Annotated in this window: 14 protein-coding genes; 8 read left to right on the forward strand and 6 right to left on the reverse strand. The window is 74.5% G+C overall.

Features of this window, described 5'->3' with window-relative positions; genetic code table 11:
• The first annotated feature begins 116 nt into the window (after positions 1-116).
• The gene (locus WIS52_RS05875) at positions 117-1,652 is read left to right on the forward strand and encodes a GDSL-type esterase/lipase family protein (protein ID WP_349297081.1); all 1,536 of its coding nucleotides are present in this window, start codon (positions 117-119) and stop codon (positions 1,650-1,652) included.
• Here the strand turns inward: WIS52_RS05875 and WIS52_RS05880 are convergent.
• A complete protein-coding gene (locus tag WIS52_RS05880; RefSeq protein ID WP_349297082.1) occupies positions 1,639-2,481 on the reverse strand; it encodes a helix-turn-helix transcriptional regulator in 843 nt (280 codons plus the stop codon). The genes WIS52_RS05875 and WIS52_RS05880 overlap by 14 nt on opposite strands.
• Positions 2,482-2,582: 101 nt before the next feature.
• Between WIS52_RS05880 and WIS52_RS05885 the strand changes: the two genes are divergently transcribed.
• Positions 2,583-3,356 (forward strand): SDR family oxidoreductase, encoded by a 774-nt coding sequence (locus WIS52_RS05885; RefSeq protein ID WP_349297083.1) that lies wholly within the window; start codon positions 2,583-2,585, stop codon positions 3,354-3,356.
• A gap of 13 nt (positions 3,357-3,369) precedes the next feature.
• Here WIS52_RS05885 and WIS52_RS05890 read toward each other — a convergent pair whose 3' ends face one another.
• The 3 genes from WIS52_RS05890 to WIS52_RS05900 form a co-directional block, all read right to left on the reverse strand.
• Positions 3,370-4,449 (reverse strand): dipeptidase, encoded by a 1,080-nt coding sequence (locus WIS52_RS05890; RefSeq protein ID WP_349297084.1) that lies wholly within the window; start codon positions 4,447-4,449, stop codon positions 3,370-3,372.
• 59 nt (positions 4,450-4,508) lie between these two features.
• Positions 4,509-5,633, reverse strand: a complete 1,125-nt coding sequence (locus WIS52_RS05895; protein WP_349297085.1) for an NDMA-dependent alcohol dehydrogenase — start codon at positions 5,631-5,633, stop codon at positions 4,509-4,511.
• A 120-nt stretch (positions 5,634-5,753) separates the two neighbouring features.
• Entirely contained in the window at positions 5,754-6,503 is a 750-nt protein-coding gene (locus WIS52_RS05900; RefSeq protein WP_349297086.1) for an SDR family NAD(P)-dependent oxidoreductase, read from the reverse strand.
• 38 nt (positions 6,504-6,541) lie between these two features.
• Here WIS52_RS05900 and WIS52_RS05905 point away from each other — a divergent pair, with 38 nt between their 5' ends.
• From WIS52_RS05905 to WIS52_RS05930, 6 genes are all read left to right on the forward strand, one after another.
• A complete protein-coding gene (locus tag WIS52_RS05905) occupies positions 6,542-7,924 on the forward strand; it encodes a PLP-dependent cysteine synthase family protein (RefSeq protein ID WP_349297087.1) in 1,383 nt (460 codons plus the stop codon).
• A 159-nt stretch (positions 7,925-8,083) separates the two neighbouring features.
• Positions 8,084-8,719: a nicotinamide mononucleotide transporter family protein gene (locus WIS52_RS05910; protein WP_349297371.1), complete on the forward strand. Its 636-nt coding sequence runs from the start codon at positions 8,084-8,086 to the stop codon at positions 8,717-8,719.
• Positions 8,720-8,745: 26 nt separating this feature from the next.
• Complete coding sequence (locus tag WIS52_RS05915) at positions 8,746-9,585, forward strand: shikimate dehydrogenase (RefSeq protein ID WP_349297088.1); 840 nt, start codon at positions 8,746-8,748, stop codon at positions 9,583-9,585.
• A gap of 94 nt (positions 9,586-9,679) precedes the next feature.
• Positions 9,680-10,057 (forward strand): DUF3253 domain-containing protein, encoded by a 378-nt coding sequence (locus WIS52_RS05920; protein ID WP_379611481.1) that lies wholly within the window; start codon positions 9,680-9,682, stop codon positions 10,055-10,057.
• Between the two features lie 5 nt (positions 10,058-10,062).
• Complete coding sequence (locus tag WIS52_RS05925; RefSeq protein ID WP_349297090.1) at positions 10,063-10,860, forward strand: methyltransferase domain-containing protein; 798 nt, start codon at positions 10,063-10,065, stop codon at positions 10,858-10,860.
• A 99-nt stretch (positions 10,861-10,959) separates the two neighbouring features.
• Positions 10,960-12,735 carry a serine/threonine-protein kinase gene (locus tag WIS52_RS05930; RefSeq protein WP_349297091.1) on the forward strand — a complete coding sequence of 592 codons (1,776 nt, stop codon included), beginning with the start codon at positions 10,960-10,962 and terminating at the stop codon, positions 12,733-12,735.
• Between the two features lie 58 nt (positions 12,736-12,793).
• Here WIS52_RS05930 and WIS52_RS05935 read toward each other — a convergent pair whose 3' ends face one another.
• Both WIS52_RS05935 and WIS52_RS05940 read right to left on the reverse strand, forming a co-directional pair.
• A complete protein-coding gene (locus WIS52_RS05935) occupies positions 12,794-13,393 on the reverse strand; it encodes a class I SAM-dependent methyltransferase (protein WP_349297092.1) in 600 nt (199 codons plus the stop codon).
• A 25-nt stretch (positions 13,394-13,418) separates the two neighbouring features.
• On the reverse strand, positions 13,419-15,059 hold the full coding sequence (locus WIS52_RS05940) for an ABC transporter substrate-binding protein (RefSeq protein WP_349297093.1): 1,641 nt from the start codon (positions 15,057-15,059) through the stop codon (positions 13,419-13,421).
• Positions 15,060-15,151: the final 92 nt, after the last annotated feature.

The following is a 15,151-nucleotide window of genomic DNA, read 5'->3' on the forward strand; positions in this document are numbered from 1 at the left end:
CCCGGTCCCGTAGTGCCCGATCCGGCCGATGCCCGGGCCGGCCGTGACGCCGTGCCCGTCGGGCAGGCACCATGGGCGCATGCGTCCGCAGCCCCCACGGCGCAGCACCGCCTGACGTGTCCACCCGCCCCGACTCCCGGCGGTCGTGGTTCCGCGCGCTGCTGCGCGAAGCACGATCGCTGCCGACCCTGCTCCTCGTCGCCCTGATCGCGGTCGCCGGCATCCCGCTGGTGATCATGCTGACCCCCGAGAAGCACGTCGAGGTGTTCGGGCAGGACGTCGGCGTCGGCGCGCGTGTCCCGCCGCTGAGCCTGTCCGGTCCCGCCCAGATCTCGCAGATCGGCAACGCCCGGTTCGACCTGACCGGTGTCGAGGTCTGGGGTCCGATCCGGCCGCGGCTGTCGATCGGCCCGCTGACCCGGCCCGCGGACAACGGCCCGGTCCTCGGGCCGCACACCGTCGACGAGGCCGGCGGCGCCGTGCACACCCTCGTCGAGGGCTTCGCCACGTGGTACCTCTGGGGCGCCGCGGTCCTGGTGGCCGTGACGATCGTGGCGAGCGGGCTGATGGGCTGCCTCCGGTTGCTCGTGGCGCTGCGGCGGGCCCGGCGCAAGCACCACCAGCCGGTGCACTGGGACGACCACGCCGGCCCGATCGGGCGGATGACGACCGTCGCCGTCACCGCGGCCGTCCTGATCTGGGGCGGGGCGGGCGTCGCGGCGCTGCACGGCACCGCGTCCGGGCTCGGGAAGGTCACGTCGCTGTCGGACCTGGTCGGCGCCCGGACGGTGAGCCCGTCGCCGGTCGGCCCGCCGGTCACCGGCGCCACCGGCGCCGTCATCGGTGACTCGCGGGCCGCGCGGATCGGCGGGCCGCCGGTGGGGGCCGCGGACGGCGCCGAGGCCGACCCCGACGACGTCGCGTGCGCGCGCAGCGCGGACTCCACCGCCGCCGAGCTGGAGATGCTGCGCGGCGAGCAGGTGCTCAACCTCGCCTGCGCCGGGGCGAGCGTCCCGGCCGGGCTGCGCGGGCCGATGGTCAGGAACGGTGTGACCGTCCCGCCGCAGGTCGGGCGGCTCAAGCAGGTGCAGGACCTGCAGTGGGTGGTCGTCGCGGTCGGCCCGAACGACCTGGCGTGGTCGGACTTCCTGCTCTACTGCTACGGCCTGCCCACCTGCGACGACCGGCTCTCCGACGGCGAGTTCGAGGCCCGGCTGGCGACCTTCGCCCGGGACGTCGGCGCGCTGTTCGGTGACCTCGACGCGCTGCCCGGGCGCCCGCGGGTGGTCGTGACGCTGTCCTACGACCCGTTCCCGTCGGCGTTCGACCCCGCCTGCCCGGACATGCGCGGTCCCGCCGGCACCGCCGGTCTGGACCAGGAGAAGCTCGACCTGCTGGCCGAGCGGAACCGGCGGCTCAACGACGTCCTCGCCGACGGGGCGTCGCGCTACGGGTTCACCACCGCCTCGCCGAACCTGACCCCGCTGTGCGCGTCGTCGCCGGACCGGATGGGCGCGGACCTGCAGGGACTCGACCAGCAGGACCCCTTCCACCCGACCGCGATCGGGTCACTGCGGATGGCCGCGTCGGCGGCGGCCGCGCTGGCCGTGCCCCGCGAGGAGCAGCAGGACAACCCGGTCAGCCCGGGCTGAACTCCTGGTGCCCGATGACGGCGAGCAGCTCGAACTTGCGGGCCGTCTCGCTGCGCGGCTCGGCGGTGAGCACCAGCAGGGCCTGCGACTGGTCCTCGGTGAACAGCGCCTGGCAGTCGACGTCGAGGTCGCCGAGCTCGGGATGCCGCAGGGTCTTGCGGTCGGCGAAGCGCCGGGCGACCTCGTGCCGGTCCCACAGCCGGGCGAACTCCTCGCTCCGTCCGGTCAGTGCGCGGACGAGCTCACCGGCGCGGGAGGTGTGGCCGAGCAGGCCGTGCGCGGCCCGCAGGTTCGCGACGTGCGCACGGCTCTGGCGGTCCCGGTCGTGCTCGGGGTAGAGCAGCCGCGCGTCCGGGTCGGTGAACCAGCGGTAGATCTCGCTGCGGGTGTGCCCGGTGTACCCGGAGTGGTCCCCGAACAGAGCCCGCGCCATGTCGTTCTGCACGAGCGTCTCGCCGAGCGCGGAGAGGATCAGTGCCGGGGTGTCCTGCAGCCGGTCCAGCACCCGCAGCAGGGACGGTGCGACGTGCGCGGAGACCGAGGCCGTCCGCGGCGGGTTGCGGCCCGCGGTGAGGAACAGGTACTCGCGCCCGCTCTCGTCCAGGCGCAGCGCCCGCGCGAGCGCGGCGAGCATCTGCTCGCTGGGCTGCGGGGCCCGCTGCTGCTCGAGCCGGGTGTAGTAGTCGGCCGACATCGCCGCCAGCGACGCGACCTCCTCCCGGCGCAGCCCGGCCGTGCGCCGCCGGGCGCCCGGCGGGAGACCGACGTCGGCCGGTCGCAGGGCCTCGCGGTGCCGGCGCAGGAACCCGGCCAGTGCAGCACGATCCACCCGACGAGTATCTCCTCCGGCGGCCGGGCCCAGCCAGGGATCGGCGGTCCCCCGATGTCCGGCCTCTGCCACGACGGCGCCGGCCGGGCGAGCGTGGAACCATGCAGATCACCGGACGCACCGTCTTCATCCCCGGATCCACCAGCGGCATCGGACTGGCGCTCGCGCTGGCGTTGCGCGACCGCGGCAACACCGTGATCGTCGGCGGGCGCCGCCGCGAGCGACTGGACCAGCTCGTCGCCGAGCACCCGGGCCTGGACGCCGTCGAGATCGACACCACCGACCCGTCGAACATCCGCACGGCCGTCGCCGAGGTGCTGAGGCGGCACCCCGACCTGGACGTCCTCGTCGCGATGGCGGGGATCATGCAGGCCGAGGACTGGCACTCCCCGGAGGGTTTCCTCGACTCCGCCGAGCTGGTCGTGACCACCAACGTGCTCGGCCCGATCCGGTTGATCGGCGAGCTGGTCGAGCACCTGCGCTCGCGTCCCGAGTCGATGATCATGACTGTCTCGTCGGGGCTGGCCTTCACTCCGCTCGCGGCCACGCCGAGCTACAACGCCTCCAAGGCCGCGATCCACATGCTGACCGAGTCGCTGCGCCTGCAGCTGGCCGACACCTCGGTCACGCTGCGCGAGCTCGTCCCACCGGCGGTGCAGACCCCGCTGATGCCCGGCCACGAGACCAACGAGACGGCGATGCCGCTCGACGAGTTCGTCGCCGAGGTGATGGCGCTGCTGAAGAACGCGCCGGACGCCCCGGAGATCCAGGTCGAGCGGGTGAAGCCGCTGCGCCTCTCCGAGGTCCGCGGCGAGTACGCCCGGACCGTCGCGATGCTCAACGGCTCGGACCCGCACGCCACCGCCCGTTCCTGACCCCGGGCGCGGGTCAGGGCGCGTCGGCGGCGCGCAGCACGCGCAGCGCGTTGCGGCCGGCGAGCTTGGCCAGGTCGTCGCGGGACCAGCCGCGGTCGGACAGCGCGTCGAACAGCCGCGGGTAGGCGGCGACGTCGTCGAGTCCCTCGGGCAGCTCCGCGGTGCCGTCGAAGTCGCCGCCGATCCCGACATGGTCGATCCCGGCGGCCTCGCGCAGGTGCTCGACGTGCGCGACGACGTCGTCCAGGGTCGCCCGCGGTTCCGGCCGCCCGTCCCAGCCGGCGGCGAACCGGTTCCGCACGGCGAGGTCGCGGTGGTCCTGCCCGGCCGCACTCATCGCGGCCTGCAGCTCGGTGTCCCAGGCGACGGAGGCGGCCGAGACGAACCGCGGCACGAACGTCGCCATGCACACCCCGCCGTTGGCGGGCAGCGTCTCCAGCACGTCGGCGGGCACGTTGCGCGGGTGGTCGGTGACGGCGCGGGCGCCGGAGTGGGTGAACAGCAGCGGTGCCGTCGTCGTCGCCAGCGCGTCGCGCATCGTGGACGCCGCGACGTGCGACAGGTCGACGATCATGCCGATCCGGTTCATCTCGGCGACGACCTCGCGGCCGAAGTCCGACAGCCCGCCGTGCCGGGGCTCGTCGGTCGCCGAGTCGGCCCAATCGTTGTTCAGGTTGTGGGTCAGGGTCAGGTAGCGGACCCCGAGCTCTCGCAGCATGCGCAGCACGCCGAGCGAGTTCGCGATGCAGTGCCCGCCCTCGGCCCCCATCAGCGACGCGATCCGGCCGCTCGCGTGCACCGCCTCCACCTCGTCGGCCGACCCGGCGAAGGCCAGATCCCCCGGGTGCGCGGCGACCAGCTCGTACACCCGGTCGATCTGCTCCAGAACGGCGGTCACCGCCTCGTGGAAGGCGAACGAGCCGGGCACGTACACCGACCAGAACTGGGCTCCGACCCGACCGGCGCGCAGCCGGGGCAGGTCGGTGTGCAGGCGGGAGTCGCCCGCGGTCAGGTCGGGCGCCGGGGCGGGCAGCTCGCGCAGCGCCCACGGCAGGTCGTTGTGCCCGTCGAGCAGCAGGAGATCGTCGTCCACACCGGGGAGGGTAGGCGGCGGGCCCCGGTCGTGGAGCCCGCCGCATCACCCGCCGGCCGTCAGAAACGGACGACGCCGCGGACGTTCTTGCCCGCGTGCATGTCCTCGTAGGCCGCGGCGACCTGGTCGAGGGTGTAGGTGGCGGTGACCAGCTCGTCGAGCTTGAGCGCCCCGGAGCGGTAGAGCTGCAGCTGGCGCAGGATGTCCCAGTTGGGGTTGGACATCCCGAACATCGCGCCCTGGATCCGCTTCTGCATGAGCGTGATGTCCGCCATCGAGATCGGCAGCGCGGTGGTGTCGTTGATGTCGCCGAGGGCGGTCACGACGACCGTGCCGGCCTTGCGGATCGAGGCCATCGCCTGGCCGATGTGGTCGGGCTTGATGATCCCGACGGTCACGATGGTCTGGTCGGCGCCCTGCCCGTTGGTGAACTCCTTGGCCAGCTCGGTGGCCTCCTCGATGGTCTCGACGGCGTGCGTGGCGCCGAGCTGCATGGCGGAGTCGCGCTTCAGCGCCACCGGGTCGACGGCGATGATGTTCGCCGCGCCGGCGTGCTTGGCGCCCTGCACGGCGTTGATCCCGATCCCGCCGATGCCCATGACGATCGTGGTGTCCCCGGGCGCCACCTGGCCGGCGTTCACCGCGGAGCCCCAGCCGGTGCCGACGCCGCAGCCGACCAGGCAGGCGACCTCGAGCGGGATGTCGTCGGGCACCTTCACGCACGAGTCCTCGGAGACCAGCGTGGTCTCCAGGAACGTCGAGATGCCGCACATCTGGCCGACCGGGGTGCCGTCGTCGGCCATCCGGATGCGGGTGCTGTCCTCGTTCCACCGCTTGCCGGACAGCAGACCCGCGCCCAGGTCGCAGAGGTTCTGCATGCCGCTGGCGCACCAGCGGCAGTGCCCGCAGGAGGGCAGGAACGAGAAGACGACGTGGTCGCCCTCCTTCAGTCCCTTGTTGTTGGCACCGGCCCGGGTGACGATCCCGGACCCCTCGTGGCCGCCGGCGAACGGGTACATGCCGACCGGGATGTCCCCGGTGGCGATGTGGTCGTCGGAGTGACACAGCCCCGACGCGACCATCTTCACCTCGACCTCGCCGGGACGCGGGTCGTCCACCTCCAGGTCCACGACCTCGTACTTGCCCGGAACGCTCCGGACCACGGCTCCGCGGGTGTGCGCCATCGCCAGATCTCTCCTCGACGTCGTCGTCTCGTGGGATGCGCACCCGACCATATGAGCCCGATCACAGGGTGGGAAGTCCGCCGTCCGTGGGGCGGGCGCCGGGCCCGATCCGGCCGCCCGTCAGCGCGGCATCCGCCGCCACACGGGCCGCGGCAGCAGCTGCAGCACCGCGAATAGCAGCCGCAGTGTGCCCGGCACCCAGACGTCGGCGTTGCCCCCGCCCCGCCGGACCGCGCGGACGGTGGCATCGGCGACCTGCTCCGGCGTCGACGACAGCGGCGCCGGGCTCATCCCCTCGGTCATCCGGCCGATCACGAACCCGGGCCGGATCAGCACCAGCCGCACCCCGCTGCCGTGCAGCGCGTCGGCGAGCCCCGACGCGAAGCCGTCGAGGCCGGCCTTCGCGCTGCCGTAGACGTAGTTCGCCCGCCGCACGCGGACCCCGGCGACCGAGGAGTAGACGACCAGGGTCCCGCTCCCCTGCGCCCGCAGCACCTGCGCGAGCTCGGTGAGCAGGTGCACCTGGGCGAGGTAGTCGGTGTGCACGATCGCGGCGGCGTGCGCGGCGTCGGTCTCGGCGCGGGCCTGGTCGCCGAGGATCCCGAACGCGACGACCGCGACGTCGATCCGGCCGTGCCGGGCCACGACGTCGTCGAGCAGCGGGCGGTGCGAGGAGAGGTCGTCGGCGTCGAACTCGGCGGTGTCGACCTCGGTCGCGCCGGCGGCACGGACCCGGCCGCTCTCCTCCGCCAGCTCACCGGCGCGGCGGGCGGCCAGCACGACCGTCCCGGCCTCGCGGCCCGCCAGCCGTTCGGCGACCGCCACCCCGATCTCGCTCCGGCCGCCCAGGACCAGCACCGTTCCGCTCACCCCGGCAGCCTCCCACCCGTCCGGGCATCATCATCGTCATGGGGTGTGAGCACGGGTCGGAGCGGACTGGACCGGTGCACGACTCGGTGCTCGACGCGGTGGGGGCGACGCCGCTGGTGCGGCTGCGCCGGATCGTCCCCGACGGCGGCGCGCCGGTCTGGGTCAAGACCGAGTGGAGCAACCCCGGCGGCTCGGTGAAGGACCGCGCGGCGCTGGCGATGGTGGAGGGCGCCGAGGCATCGGGCGCGCTGCGTCCCGGCGGGACGGTCGTCGAGGGCACCTCGGGCAACACCGGGATCGGGCTGGCGATGGTGGCCGCCGCGCGTGGGTACCGGTCGGTGTTCGTCGTGCCGGAGCGCACCACGCCGGAGAAGATCGCGCTGCTGCGGGCCTACGGCGCCGAGGTCGTCACCACCCCCGGGCTGGTCCCGCGGCACGTCCAGCAGCTCGCCGCGCGGATCGCCGACGAGACCCCGGGTGGCTGGCTCGCCGACCAGTACGGCAACCCGGCCAACCCCGGCGTGCACGAGCGCACCACCGGCCCGGAGATCTGGGCCCAGACCGGCGGTCGGATCACCCACCTCGTCGCCGGGGCGGGCACCGGCGGGACGCTGACCGGGGCGGGCCGGTTCCTGGCCCCGCACGGCGTGCAGATCGTCGCCGCCGACCCGTGGACGTCGCGCTACGGCGGCGGGGACGGCAGCCCGTACTACGTCGAGGCCGTCGGGCACTACCTGCACCCACTGACCGGCACCGACACCTGGCCGGCCGTCTACGACACCTCGGTCGCCGACCGCACCGAGCGGATCGGCGACGGCGAGTCGTTGCGCACCGTCCGCCGGCTGGCCCGCGAGGAGGGCCTGCTGGTCGGCGGCTCGGCCGGGACCGCCGTCGCCGCCGCGCTGCGGGTCTCGGAGCGGGCGGGGCCGGACGGGCTGGTCGTCGCGGTGCTGCCGGACTCCGGCCGGATCTACCTGTCGAAGTACTTCGACGACGCCTGGCTCACCACCCTCGGCTTCCTCGACTCCCCGGCCGCCCCGCTCGTCCGGGACGTGATCGCCGGCTACCGCCCCGGGCTGCTGGTCGCACCCGCGACGTCCACCGTGGACGAGCTGCGGTCCGCGCTGTCCGGCCGCGTGGCACCCGCCGTCCTACCGGTCGTGCAGCCGCGGGTCACCGACGCGACGACCTGGTCGGCGCCCGACGTCCTGGGCTCGATCGCCGTCGGTGCGCTCGCCGGGCTTGCCGGTTCCGACCGGGTCGGGGCGCACGCCGGGCCTCCCCCGGCGACCGTCGGCCACGGCGAGGCCGCCGTGGCCGCGGCCACCCGCCTCGACGACGCCGGCGCCGGACCCGGCGACCCGGTCCTGATACTGGTCGACGGCCGCGCCGTCGCCCAGATCCGCCGCGCCGACCTCTGAGCGGACCACCGGCCCGCGTTGCCGCACCCGCTACCGCTTCCCGCACCCCGGGGAGCCGTGGCTCTGCTCACACGTCAGCGGGTCGGGATGGTCGGCACCGGCCCGGTCGTTGTGTCCTGGCACGGGGCGTATCCCCGTGCGCCCGGGAAGGGGACGGCCGTGGACCTGTTGCTGCACCACGGGATCACCGTGCTCGGCCAGTTCGTGTCGTGGGCCGAGCTGATCGGCCAGATCGGCGCGCTGGCCGTCGTGTTCCTCGCGCAGCGCCGCAGCCTCGCGACCTGGCCGGTGCAGATGGCCGCGTGCGCGCTGCTGTTCGGCGTCTACGCCTCCGCGCAGCTGGGCGGGCTCGCCGCCCGCCAGGTGGTCGTGTTCGCCATCTCGGTGTTCGGCCTGATCGCGTGGATGCGGCAGCGTGACCCGGTCTACGGCCTGGCCGTCCGGCACGGGACGCTCGCCCAGCGGCTCGGGCTGGCCGGGCTGCTCGTCGGCGGCACCGTCGTGATGGCGCTGGTGCTCGAGGCGCTGGACGCCTCCTGGGCTCCCTGGCCGGACGCCGCGATCTTCGTCGGGACGGCGGTGGCGTTCCTCGCCCAGGGCCTGCGGCTGATCGAGTTCTGGGCGATCTGGCTGCTGGTCGACGCGGTCGGGGTGCCGCTGCAGCTGGCATCGGGGCTGTGGTTCTCCGCGGCGGTCTACCTGGTCTTCGCCGGGCTCGTCGTGCACGGCTGGTGGAGCTGGACCCGCGCCCGGCGGAACGTCGGGGTCGCGCCGAGGACCGCGAGCACGGGCTGATCCCGCCCCGGCGGCATACTGCGCCGGTGAGTTCCACCGTCCGCCGCGCCGCTGTCCTCGGGTCGCCGATCGCGCACTCGCTGTCCCCCACTCTGCACAACGCGGCCTATACCGCGCTCGGGCTGGACGGCTGGCACTACGACCGGTTCGACGTCGACGAGGCCGGCCTGGCCGGGTTCGTCGCCGCGATGGGCGCGGAGTGGGCCGGGCTGTCGCTGACGATGCCGCTCAAGCGGGTCCTGCTCGACGTCGCCGACCACGTCGACCCGGTCGCCGCCGCGATCGGCGCCGGGAACACGCTGGTGTGCACCGAGATCGGCCGTACCGCGTTCAACACCGACGTGACCGGCATCGTCGAGTCGCTGCGGGCCGCGGGGGCGCACCCCGGCCGGGCGGTCGTGCTGGGGGCGGGCGGGACGGCGCAGGCCGCCCTCGCCGCGCTGGCCGCGATGGACGTCGACCGGGTCGAGGTACTGGTGCGCGACGCCGGCCGGGCCGGTGAGCTCCGCGCCACCGCCGACCGCCTCGGCACCGAACCCGAGGTGCTGGAGGTGCTCGACGACCCGACGGCGGCGGCCCGGCTGATCGACGGCGCGGACGTCGTCGTCTCCACGCTGCCGGCCGGGGCCGCCGACCCGCTGGCCGGTGCGCGGTGGCGGCCGGGCACCGTGCTGCTGGACGCGATCTACGCACCCTGGCCGACGGTGCTGGCCGGTGGGGCGGCCGCCGCCGGAGCGACGATCGTCTCCGGGCTGGAGATGCTGCTGCAGCAGGCCGTCGCCCAGGTCGAGCTGATGACCGGGCGCCCCGGCCCGGTCGAGGAGATGCGGCGCGCCCTGGACGCCGCGGTGCTCGCCCGCAGCTGAGCCACGGCCGAGCGGCACAAGCCGTATCCGGGGCGGTCGCCGTCGCACACGGCACGTGCCACTCGACGGGCGGCCGACGCGCCCGGGGACGACCATGACGGGCGTGGAGGACAAGACCTGCGCGGTCTGCGGACGGCGCATCACCTGGCGCCGGAAGTGGGCCGACGACTGGGAGCACGTCCGCTACTGCTCGGCGGGCTGCCGGCGCCGCGGCGTCCGCACGGTCGACACCGCGCTGGAGGAGGCGATCGTCGACCTGCTCGACCACCACCGGAAGGCCGGCGCGACGATCTGCCCGTCCGACGCGGCGCGCGCGGTCGACGCCGAGGGATGGCGCGACCTGATGGAACCCGCCCGGATGGCGGCCCGCCGGCTCGTCGACGCCGGCCGGGTGGAGATCGTCCAGAAGGGCGCGGTCGTCGACCCGTCGACGGCCAAGGGGCCCATCCGGATCCGCCGCATGCCAGGGTGATCGGCGTGCCACACGATACCTACACGCACGGCCACCCCGAGGTCGTCGTCCGCTCGCACGCCGCCCGCACCGCCGAGAACTCCTGCGGCTACCTGCTCCCGCACCTGTCCCCCGGTACGTCGCTGCTCGACGTCGGGTGCGGGCCGGGCAGCATCACCGTCGACCTGGCAGCCCGGGTGGCACCGGGCCGGGTGCGCGGTGTCGAGCTCGTCGACGAACCGCTCGAGCAGGCCCGCGCGACGGCCGCCGAGCGCCGCGTCGACGCCGAGTTCGCCAGCGACGACGCCTACGCACTGTCCGAACCGGACGGCAGCTGGGACGTCGTGCACGCCCACCAGGTCCTGCAGCACCTGTCCGACCCGGTCGCCGCGCTGAGCGAGATGCGCCGGGTCACCGCGCCCGGCGGGCTGGTCGCCGTCCGCGACGCCGACTACGCCGGGTTCCACTGGTGGCCGCACGACCCGCGGCTGGACCGCTGGCTGGAGCTCTACCGGGCCGTCGCCCGGGGCAACGACGCCGAGCCGGACGCCGGACGGCGGCTGCTCGGCTGGGCGCACGCGGCCGGGTTCACCGACGTGACGCCGTCGGCGTCGATCTGGTGCTACGCCACGCCGGAGGCACGCGAGGCCTGGGGCGGGATGTGGGCGGACCGGATCCACACCGGCGTCGGCCGGATGGCGATCGAACGCGGGCTCGCCGAACCGTCCGAACTGGACGCGATCTCGGCGGCCTGGCGGGAGTGGACGGCGCACCCGGACGGCTGGTTCGTCGTCCCGCACGGCGAGCTGCTCGGCCGCGTCTGATCTCCGCGGTCCCGGTGAGTGATTCGCCCCGTTCCGTCGTGCTCGTCCTCCTGGCCTGGTAGGAAACACCCGCAAGGGGGCACACGGGAGGGGCGGGGCATGAGCGGGGGCGACCTGCCGGTCGGTGCGGAGTTCGGCGACTTCGAGATCCGGGGGCGGCTCGGGGCGGGCGGGATGGGCGTGGTGTTCCGCGCCTACGACAACCGGCACGGCGGTGAGGTCGCGCTGAAGGTGCTGCCCGCGCACCTGGCGACCGACCGGGTCACCGTCGAGCGGTTCCGCCGGGAGGCCCGCGCCGCGTTCGAGCTGCGCGACCCGCACGTCGTGCCGGTGCACGGCTACGGCGAGGTCGACGGCCGGCTGTACCTGTCGATGCGGCTGATCGACGGCGAGGACCTGGCCCGGCTGCTGGCGCGCAAGGCCCCGCTGCCACCGCGCCGCGCCGCAGGCATCGTCCGGCAGGCCGCGCACGCGCTGGACGCCGCGCACGCCGCCGGGATGGTGCACCGGGACGTGAAGCCGGCGAACCTGCTGGTCGTCGAGCCGCGCGACGACTTCACCTACCTCGTCGACTTCGGCATCGCCCGCGCCGTCGGCCCGGACCCGGACACCGCGCTCACCGCGACCGGGGCGACCGTCGGCACGCTGGGCTACCTCGCCCCGGAGCGGCTGACGGACACACTCGGCCCGGTCGACGGCCGCGCCGACGTCTACTCGCTGGCCTGCGTACTCGTCGAGATGCTGACCGGGCGGCCGCCGTTCGTGGGCTCGGACCCCGCCGTCGTGCTGTCGGCGCACCTGATGAGCCCACCGCCACGGATCACCGAGCTGGCGCCGGGACTGGACCCGGCCTGGGACACGGTGGTGGCCCGCGGGATGGCCAAGTCGCCGGACGAGCGGTTCGCCCATGCCGGGGAGCTCGCCGCGGCGGCCGCCCGGGCGGCCGGCGTCTCGGGCGGGACGGCGGTCGCGGGCGGGTCCGGGGTTCCCGGGGACGGCGCGGACGGTGCGCACGGCAGCGGCGGCGGAACGGCAGCCGGCGCCCCGGCCGCGACGCCGGGCGGCGCCGGCTCGGACGGCGGGGCGTGGAGCGGCGCCGGATCGGGCGGCGGTGCGGTGTCGGGCGGCGCTGGAGCCGTCCGCGCACCGGCCGGCAGCGCACCGGCCAGCGGTGGATCGGTACCCGGCGCACCCCCGCCGACCCTCCAGGGCCCGGGACACGGCGAGCGCCCACCGACCTGGATCCTGCCGCAGAACGACCACGACTCCGCCGGGTACGCCCCGGCCCACTCCGGAGGTCCGTCCCGCGGCCGTGGCCTCGCCATCGTGATCGGCGCGGTGGCGGTGGCCGCCGCCGTACTCGTCGGCGTCGTGTGGGCGGTCGTCCCCGCGCGGGGAACCGGGCCGGACACCGTCGCCGTCCCGACCATCACCGAGACCCCGTCCCCCGACACCCCGGGGCCGCTGCAGCCGGCAGGCACCGGGGAGGACGACCCCGCTCCGACGACGGCCCCCACCCCGGCGTTCGATCCGATGGAGGGCGACGGCGACCTCGGGCTCGACCGCCCCGTCACCCGGCTGGCCTGCACGAACACCGACGTCGTGATCGTCGGAGCCGGCGTCGACCCGGCCCGCTACCCGCAGGACGTCCAGGAGCACATCGACTCCCACCCCGGCTCGAACTACCTGCGCGCGCTGGGCAGCTGCACCTCGTTCCGGCCGCGCACCCCGACCGGCGAGCTGATCTACGTCGTCTACCTGGGCCCGTTCACCGACCGCGGGCGGGCGTGCGAGGCGCTCCGGCAGGCCGGCGGCGACTCCTACATCCAGCCGCTCGGTACCGCGCCGCTCTCTCCGGGCGGCCCCGGCTGCTGAGGGGTACACCGGCGTCGTCGCCGGAAGATCGAACTACTCGCACGTACCCGTCGGCGGCTCACTCCCGGCGGTGCAGGACGACCGCGTAGTCGCCGCCGGTGTAGGGGTCGCGGTGCCAGGTGGCCCAGCGGCGGAGCGGGACCAGGCCGGCGACGTCGCACCAGGTGTCGTAGTCGTCGAGGGCGGGCCAGCCGGGCCGCAGCGCGAACCCGGAGACCAGCAGCCCTCCCGGACGCAGGTGCCGGGCGCACCCGGTGATCACGCCGGCTCGGTCGGTCGCGTACGGGATCACGTTGCCCGCCAGCACGACGACGTCGAACCGGTCCGGCAGGTCGAGCTCCTCCAGCCCGGCGAGCTCCCAGCGCAGTCCGGGCGCCTTGGCCCGGGCCGCGGCGAGCATGTCGGGGTCCGGGTCGGCACCGACCACCTCGACGCCCCGCCGGGCCAGCTCGATCCCGACCCGCCCGGTGCCGCAGCCGCCGTCGAGCACGGCGCGGCCGGCCCCGTCCAGCTCGGAGAGGAGCGCCGAGACCAGGTCGGCCTCGCCGTGCGGGTTGTGACCGGCCTCGGCCATCGCTGCCCAGCGTGCGTCGTAGTCGTCGAGGTCGGTGCGGCCGCGCCAGGCGGCCCAGTCGTCGGGAAGATGATCGTCCGGCACGCCGGTGAGACTAGGTCTCCCGCCGCTAACGCTGCAGCCAGGTGGAGGCGAAGAACATCTCACGGGTCACGTAGCGGTCGACCCCGTGCACCGCCGGATCGGTGATCGTCGACAGGTAGCTGCGGCTGAACCACATGTGCGACAGGTCCTCCGCGGCAACGAGCTCCACGTCTTGATAAGCCCGCACCCGTTCCCCCTCGTCCGCGGTGGACTCGGCGAGGTCGAGCAGCTCGTCCACCCGCGGGTTGGCGTAGTTGCCGAAGTTGGTGTTGCCCTCGCTGTGCAGCAGTCGCTGCACCGCGGGGTACGGGTTGTCGAACGGGCCCACCCACTGAGCCAGCTGGAAGTCCCGGCTCTGGGCGACCGCGGACGAGTACTGCGCCAGGTCGAAGAACTCGACCTCGACCGTCACCCCGACCGCGGCGAGCTGGGCCTGCACGAACTCGGCGAACGGCACCCGGTTCTGGGTGGTCACGAAGCGGAAGTCCGGATCACCACCCTCTGCCCGGTACTCCTCGACCAGCGCCCGGGCCCGGTCCGCGTCGAACTCCGGCCACGCCTGCGCCGCCTCGGGGTTCGAGTGCGGGGTGTCCGGGCTGAACATCGTGACCGCCCGCGACATGTGTCCGCGGTACTCCGCCACGGCGAGCGCGTCGAGGTCGATCGCCCGGATGAAGGCCTCGCGCATCCGCCTGTCGTCGAACGGCGCCCGGTCGTGGTTGAAGTACAGGTACTCACCCCCGCTCCCGGGGCCGTAGTACACCCGCAGGCCGGGGTCGTCGACCGACCGGACGAGTTCCTGGTTGTAGGCGGCGAACGACACGTCGACGTCGCCGTTGGCGATCGAGCTCTGCCGGGTCTCGGTGTCGGTCAGCGGGCGGAACTCCAGGCCGTCGAGGTGCGGGAGCCCCTCCTGCCAGTAGTCGTCGTTCCGCTCGACGACCACCCGGGTCCCGGGCCGCCACTCCACGAACCGGAACGGTCCCGCGCCCACCGGCCGGCGGGCCACGTCGGCGTCGGGACGGGCGAGCTCGGCCGGCGAGATGATCACGCCGAGCGTGCCCGAGTTGAAGGTCTGGGCGAAGGCCACCGGGAAGTCGCCCAGCGGCGCGGCGAGGGTGAACTCGACGCGCAACGGGTCGACCGCGCGCATCCCGGCGATCTGCCGGGCGAAGCGGTTCGCCGGCGACGAGCCGACGTCGATGTGCCGCTGGGTGTTGACGACGACCGCCTCCGCGTCCAGCGGCGTGCCGTCGTGGAAGCGGACCCCCTCGCGGAGGGTGAGCAGCCAGGTCGTGCCGCCGTCCGGGGACTCCATCCCCTCCGCGAGATAGGGCTGGACCTCGCCGTCGGCGTCGAAGCGCATCAGCGAGTCGTAGATCGCGGTGGCGACCATGTTCGAGTTCTGGACGGTCGGATCGAACCCGACGACGTCGCGGTCCATGGCCAGCACGAGCGTGCCACCGGCGGTCGGTGCCCCCTCCGAGCCGGCCGGCGCGCCGTAGGGGTCACGCGCGTCGACCGGAGCGGCGTCCCCGGGCTCGACGGCCACCTGGCCACACGCGGCGAGTACCGCCACGGCGACGCAGGCGACCGCGACCCGGACGGCAGCGCTGATCCGGACGGCAGGGCTGGTCCGGACGGCAGGGCTGGGGAACGACCGCATGCAACACCTCGCTGTGTCGACGACCGACAACGACGCTAGAGACCGCGGCCCGGATGAGCAACAATGTTGTTAACAATCTCGTTCGCAATGTA

The sequence above is a fragment of the Pseudonocardia nematodicida genome (genome assembly GCF_040105385.1).
Classification (GTDB): Bacteria; Actinomycetota; Actinomycetes; order Mycobacteriales; family Pseudonocardiaceae; genus Pseudonocardia; species Pseudonocardia nematodicida.